Below are 6,570 nucleotides of genomic sequence, written 5' to 3'. Positions count from 1 at the left end.
AAAGCACGCAAGGCACAAAAACTCCTTTAAAAAACGACCGCAAGGAACTCGTCCCGAGAAAACGAGTTTCTTGCGGTCGTGACACATTTTTTATCATGCCGAGAGCAATTCCACGGGAAAGGAAAGAGAGAGGCTCCCTCGACGTTCTCCACGGGGAAAAAGATCTACGAGCAAGTTTGCCTCGGCGCAGGAACGGACGGAAGAGTTGCCTGCGACAAAATGGGCAGCGTCACGTCCCTTCATCCGCCTCGGGAAAGACCCCTTTCTCCAGGAGAATCCGCACGGCCTTTCTGCTCCCACCGGCCAAAGGGTAGTCGCCAAGAGCCTTGGGAGAAACCCAGGCGCACTCGCTCGCGGCACGCGAGCGGAGCCCCGCGAGCACTTCCCCGTCGAGGAAAGCCTCTTGCCCGGGAACGTCCGGGACAAGACAGAGATAGACGCGGAGAGAAACGCGGAATGTGGTGTATCCGTGCGACACCTTGCAGAGCAACGGTCCCGGAAGTATCTCGACCCCGAGTTCCTCCCGTATTGTCCGCACGAGGGTCTCCTCGAAGCGTTCACCTTCCTCCACTTTTCCGCCGGGAAATTCCCAAAGTCCTCCCAGAAGTCCTCCGAGAGGGCGGCGTCTGAGCAACACCGCGCCGTCGGAGCGCCGAAGGAGTCCCGCCACCACGGAAAGGGGTACGGAAACACGCTTTTCGGGAAGGACGGGACGCAGCAACACAGTTCCCGCCGTCAGGGCCGCGCAGGATTTCCGCAGGGGGCAAGCGTCGCATCCGGGTGTTCTTGGGGTACACAGAAGAGCACCGAACTCCATGAGGCCCTGGGTGAAATCCCGGGCCTGTCCCTCTGGTGTCATGCACCGCATCGCCGCGAGAAGGCATTCCCGGCCTTTACGGCTCCGCACGCTCTCCCGGCAGTCCAGAAGGCGGGCGAGAACCCGTTCCCCGTTGGCGTCCAGCGCGGGTTCAGGGATGTTCCACGCGATGGCGAGAATCGCTCCAGCCGTGTATGGGCCGATCCCGGGAAGGCTGCGGAGTTCAGGCAGCGTGCGTGGAACGCTTCCTCCGTAACGTTCCACAATGCAGCGCGCCGTCTGGAGAAGATTGCGCGCCCTGCTGTAATACCCCAGCCCCTCCCACAGCCTCAGGACATCCTCTTCGTCCGCCCTGGCGAGATCGGCAACGGTGGGAAAACGGGCGACCCACCGCAGAAAATAGGAAACACCCCGTTCCATCTGGGTCTGCTGGAGCATGACCTCCGAGACAAGAATTTCGTAGGGATCATAGGACCTCCTCCAGGGAAGATCCCTGCGGTGTGAGGAAAACCATTCCACAAGAACGTTTCCGAGTTCGGCAAAAGACACCCCCTGCGGGAGGGAAAACGGACCGCATCGCTCCGTGACACTCATTCCGGCAGAGTACGCTCCGGATCAGCGTGCGGGAAGGACGCGCACATCTTCGAGCACCACCCGGCTCGCGGGAGCGATGCGCAGGGCGGCTCCCCCCTCCAGGGAATGATCGTCGAGAAAATCGAGGACCCGCACACCGTCCACCAGAATGGTATGCTGCCTCCCCGAGACGCGAAGGGAAATCTCGTGCGTTCCCCATCCTCGGAAACCCGGAATGCGAGACACAAGCTGCCTAAGGGGGACGGCGCGAAAAACACCCTCTCCGCCTCCGTCCTCTTTCCCACGGTGAAGCTTCCGCACCAAAAGATACCCCAGAGAATCACGCATTCTCGACGGAACCTGCGTCCCCTCCGACGCATCCACGATACCCCTCCGTTCGGGGTCGAAGATGAGTACATACCCTTCTCCGAAGCGTTCGGGCATGAAATCGCCCTTCAATCGGTAGTAAAGCCCCAGAGAACCGGCCCCCTGCAAGGTCGCCCGGACAATCACCTCATAGTTCGCGGGCCATCCCCCCGTTCCGGGATCCCTCCAGAAAAAAAGCGGACGCCCTCCGGAACCCTCCGTCATTCTCGATCCCACGGGGTTGAAGACGTTCAGAACACCTCCGGCCTCTTTCCGCATCACCAGGGGTGGAAGCGCATCGCGACCTCCCCAGAAAAGGTCCGGCCATACCGCACGCCCCTGGAACAAAAGGGGCTCCATCGTACCATTGCCGTTCTCCGAAGCCAGCATAGTCTTGCCGAAAAAAGGGACAAAGAGTTCCTCGGTCATACCGTTGTAGGGAACGGAAAAAGCCGCATCGCCGTACAAATCGCCTTCTCGTGCCAATCCTGCGAGTTTTTTCCGCACTTCTTTCGGAAAGTGGGCGAGATCCGCCCGAAATCCACGAAGGAAACCGCCTTCGTCGGTGACCATCCCGTATCGGGATGCAACATTGCCCCCCATGGCAGAGACAGCGTGGGGCAGTTCCTCCAGAGAGGTCGGCGGACTTCCGTACTTGAGGAAAAAGCGCTCCGCTTCGGTACCCAGGCAATGCAGATCCTCGACGATTCTCCCCGCCCTGGCGCCTGTGCCCAGGCTGGTCATCCCCACGAAAAGCGTGCCGAGAACAATCGACAGGACAGCTATTTTCAACAACACGCTCGCCACAATGTTCCCACACCGCCGTCCCAGGTCATTTCCCCACACCACGCAATCCCTCCCTCGGCGTTTCGGGTTCAGGCCGATTCGGCGAGGTTCACGGCGGAACGGAACCAGCGATAGAGTTCGAGCATATCCTCGTTCTCCGCCATCAATCCTCTTCCGGAAAACCTCCTGCTCCCGGGGACGATACAGGCGGCGTCACATTGGGAAGAACGACTGAATTCCAGCTCCATGCGATACGGAGACTGGAGCGAAAAAAGAGGCGCCTTGCCCGAGAGTGCCCGCTCCATGGCGCGACAGGTCGCCTCGCGCAGCAGCGATGCCGTCCTTTCCGGCGGCAGAAGCCGGGCTGCGGAAGCACTCCGCCCTTCCTTGACGGCGCAGGTGACAAGCGCCTCGCCGAGAAGGCTCTCCGCCTCCAGACACACCGCCTGATCCCCCGTGACGAGCGCCACGGGGACACCGAGAAAACCGCATACCGCCGCGTTGATTCCCGTTTCTCCCACGCGACGCCCGTTGAGACGCACGTCATGAACGATTCGGGACATGGTGTGGTCCGTCACAGCCTTTTCCGTTCCCGCCATGGCGTGATAGCACACGAAAAAGGCCACCTGACATTCGTCCGCTCCCTCGACCATGCTCAACACCTTCTGTGAACCGCTGCAGAGTTCCACCGATGTCGGCAACCCCGTGGGGTCGAGATTGTTCATGTTCCAATGAGCGTCGTTCACGAGAATCCGCGTGGCCCCCGCCTCAAGAGCGGCATGCACCACGGCGAGCAGATCGTGGCGCTGCATGGCCCTCCCGAACGAGTACCCCGCGCTGCCCGGTTCCACCTGATCAAACCCGACGACCCCCGTGGCACCCTCCATGTCGCAGCTGACGTAGACGTTCACGATACCCTACTCCTTCCAGGTTCTCAGGAAATGGGGATCCGCAAAGAGCGGACGGCCGAGACCGACAAGATCGCACACGCCCTCTCTCAGGAGCCGCTCCGCCGTTTCCCGGCGCCGGATCCCTCCCGTACAGACCACGAGGGCCCTTCCCTTGCGTTCGCTCACCGCCGCCGCGTACGGCGCGAAATAGGCTTCTCCGGGACCGTCGTAGCCGCAGAGATTGCCCGACAGATCCAGAATGTCCACACCGAGGGCGACAAGCTCCCGGGCAACCCACACGGCTTCTTCCACATCGAACCCTCCGGAAGGCGCTCCGGGCAGGACGTCCGCCATGCCGAGCCGAACCGAGAGAACCGCCTCGTCACCGATCAGGTCCCGAAGGGCGTCCGCCACATCGAGCAGCAGACGCGCACGATTCTGTACATTGCCCCCGTACTGATCCGTCCTTCTGTTCGTGAGCGGGCTCAGAAATTGCCCGAGAAAATAGCCGTGGGCCGCATGGATTTCCACGCCACGGTATCCTGCGGAAAGTCCTCGAAGTGCCGCAGCCGCGTAGGACGCGACGAAAGCGGAAAGCTCCTCCCGGGAAAGTTCCCGAGGAACCACACCGAACTCATCCGAGGGATGCGGAACCGCCGACGGCCCGACGGGAACGAATCCGGGACGTTTGAGAAGCTCCGCGTCCCGGACAAGCCCTCCCGAATGATTGAGTTGTACCAGAACGGGGACGTTCGCCTCGGAAAAGAGCGCGGTGAGTTTCCGCTGGGATTCCGCCAGCTCGTCCCGGTCCAGCATGTACTGCGTGCGGCGGACCCTTCCGTCCGGACGAATCGCATGATGTTCCATCACCACCAGTCCCACGCCTCCCGAGGCGAGAGCGCCGTACCGCATCAGCGCGGCCTCCGTAGGACGCCCTTCCTCGTCGGCGGTTCCCGTCGCCGTGGGAGCGGCGACGATACGATTCGCCACCCTCACCCCGCGAACTTCCAAGGGGGTCCAGAGCATGTCGTCGGTCTTTTTTTCCGTCACTTCGGATCCTCCTCTCCGCCGCCCCTGGAACGGGCGGCACGCAGTCTCAGACGTTGAAACGGATTTCGATCATGTCACCATCGGCGACAAGGTAGTCGCGACCTTCGAGACGGAGCACTCCAGCCTCCCGGCACCGGGGGAGAGATTCCCCGTGAGCGCAGAAATCCTCGTAGGAAACGACCTGGGCGCGGATGAACCCCCTCGCGAGATCGGAATGAATCGTGCCCGCCGCGGCGAGTGCCGTGTCGCCTTTCCGGAGCGTCCAGGCCTTCACCTCGTCCGAGCCGGTGGTGAAAAAGGAAATGAGTCCCAGGAGCCCGTAGGCCTGGGCGATGAGACGATTCCGCCCGGATTCGGCGACACCCAGATCCTTCATGAATTCCTCCTGTTCCTCCGGAGCGAGGTCGGCCATGTCCATCTCCATGCGTCCATAGATGCGGACCAGTCCGAGTCCGCGCTCCGCGGTGAGTTTCTCCATGTCCTTCCAGCCGGGAATCCGAGTCTCGTCCGTCTGACTCTCGTCCAGATTCAGCACCACAAGCTCCGGCTTGCGCGTCACGAAGGCAAAGCCACGAACACTCCGTTCCTCCTCGGGCGTAAAAGCGAGTTCCCGCAGAGGACGTTCTTCCATCAAATGGGCCTGACAGCGCTCAAGGAGCACCTTCTCCTGTTCCTCCTCGGGAAGGAGGCGTTTTTTTGCTCCGAGGCGGGAAAGACGGTTTTCGATGACACCCAGATCCCGGAAGATGAGTTCCATCTCCACAATCTGCCAGTCCCGGAGGGGGTCCACGCTCTCTTCCGGATGGGGAACATCGGGGTTGTCAAAACAGCGTACCACGTGTACAAGAGCATCCGCATCGCCCACGAAGGAAAGAAAAGCGTTGCCGAGCCCGGCGCCCTTTCCGGCCCCGCGGGACAGCCCCGCGAGATCCACGAACTCCATGACGGCAGGCGCCTCTTTTTTCGGTTGAAAAAGGCGAACGAGCCGGTCGAATCGCTCGTCCGGAACAGCCACCATGGCCCGATTGGGGTCCGTCTTGCCCCCCGCGTAGGCTTTTACCTCAGCGCCCGCTCTTGTTATGACATTGAAAACCGTCGTTTTCCCAGAAAGGGGAAGTCCGACAATGCCGCATCGCAGCATGATCACATCGCTCCTCGTCGTCTCGGTTCCGGCGGCGGGTAAAATACCGCCGGAACACAGCATATCACAATCCCCAGATTCCGCCGGTCACAGATCGGCCTTTTTCTGCTACACTCTCCCCGTTTGTCGACGAAAGCCCCGTGGAGGTGACATGTACCATGTGCAGAATGCTCCTGGCAAACAGGAAAGGAGTCTTCCGGCTCCGGGAGATCCTCGCGGAAATTCCGGGTTGCAGATCACTGCGGGACTACCTCGAGGCACTGGAACTGCGGGACGGAGGAAACGGCAACGGCTACGCCCTCCTCGACGAAGAAGGGGAAGTACGTATGGCAAAAGGCGTTTCCCTCTCTCCCGCCGAAGCGGCCCGGGCAATGGAGACGGAGCAGTACACGTGGGTTCTCTTCCACAGCAGAGAAGCCAGCGAGGGCTCCATCTCCGACCGCAACTGCCACCCCTTTTTCGTGGAAGGGCGCCACTCCCCCACCGGCAAAGCAACGTCCCGGCTCGTCTTCGCGGCGAACGGCAACGAAGCGACCCTCGCGCCCCTCGCCCGGGCATGGGGAGACATCACCGACAGCGAATTCATCGGTCGCATGGTGGTGGACATGGGCCTTCCTCTTATGGAGACGCTCTGTTGTTTCGAGTCCAATTTCTTCGGTTTCGCCGACGGCGTTCCTTTCGTGAAGAAGGGTAATCGGGACATGCTCCTCTTCCGGGACGGAGGCGCCCTGGTCTTCGCCAGTGACTTTCCCTTCGCGATGAAAGGGCTGACGAAACCGCCACAGAACTATTGCTGGACGTTTCCAGAGGATCCGACGATGTATTGCAGCCCCTGAAGATCGACGTCCTTCGCAAGCTGCTCCACGTCGGCGCTGGTGATTCCCTCGTAAACTAAGAGCACCAGCGCGTCACGTCCTTTCACGGAGGATTCCGAAGCTTCGCCTCCG

The 6,570-nt window shown here is 61.2% G+C and carries 6 protein-coding genes; 1 reads left to right on the top strand and 5 read right to left on the bottom strand.

The window, feature by feature from the left end:
* Positions 1-229 precede the first annotated feature (229 nt).
* The 5 genes from Q1K49_RS06735 to ychF form a co-directional block, all read right to left on the bottom strand.
* Positions 230-1,336, bottom strand: a complete 1,107-nt coding sequence (locus Q1K49_RS06735) for an A/G-specific adenine glycosylase (protein WP_300524289.1) — start codon at positions 1,334-1,336, stop codon at positions 230-232.
* 96 nt (positions 1,337-1,432) lie between these two features.
* Positions 1,433-2,605 carry a hypothetical protein gene (locus Q1K49_RS06730; protein ID WP_300524286.1) on the bottom strand — a complete coding sequence of 391 codons (1,173 nt, stop codon included), beginning with the start codon at positions 2,603-2,605 and terminating at the stop codon, positions 1,433-1,435.
* A 26-nt stretch (positions 2,606-2,631) separates the two neighbouring features.
* On the bottom strand, positions 2,632-3,453 hold the full coding sequence (locus tag Q1K49_RS06725) for a M55 family metallopeptidase (protein ID WP_300524283.1): 822 nt from the start codon (positions 3,451-3,453) through the stop codon (positions 2,632-2,634).
* A 6-nt stretch (positions 3,454-3,459) separates the two neighbouring features.
* A complete protein-coding gene (locus Q1K49_RS06720; RefSeq protein ID WP_300524280.1) occupies positions 3,460-4,482 on the bottom strand; it encodes an NADH:flavin oxidoreductase in 1,023 nt (340 codons plus the stop codon).
* 46 nt (positions 4,483-4,528) lie between these two features.
* Entirely contained in the window at positions 4,529-5,623 is a 1,095-nt protein-coding gene (ychF, locus tag Q1K49_RS06715) for a redox-regulated ATPase YchF (protein WP_300524278.1), read from the bottom strand.
* 158 nt (positions 5,624-5,781) lie between these two features.
* Between ychF and Q1K49_RS06710 the strand changes: the two genes are divergently transcribed.
* Entirely contained in the window at positions 5,782-6,459 is a 678-nt protein-coding gene (locus Q1K49_RS06710) for a hypothetical protein (RefSeq protein ID WP_300524276.1), read from the top strand.
* Positions 6,460-6,570 lie beyond the last annotated feature (111 nt).

It is taken from the genome of Aminiphilus sp., from assembly GCF_029975095.1.
GTDB lineage: Bacteria > Synergistota > Synergistia > Synergistales > Aminiphilaceae > Aminiphilus.
The sequence above is the reverse complement of the archived record's forward strand: the minus strand, read 5'-3'. Positions and strand labels throughout refer to the sequence as shown.

Coding starts and splice junctions, on each gene's coding strand:
- ychF (WP_300524278.1), bottom strand. CDS start 5,623: ATGCTGCGATGCGGCATTGTCGGACTTCCCCTTTCTGGGAAAACGACG.
- Q1K49_RS06710 (WP_300524276.1), top strand. CDS start 5,782: ATGTGCAGAATGCTCCTGGCAAACAGGAAAGGAGTCTTCCGGCTCCGG.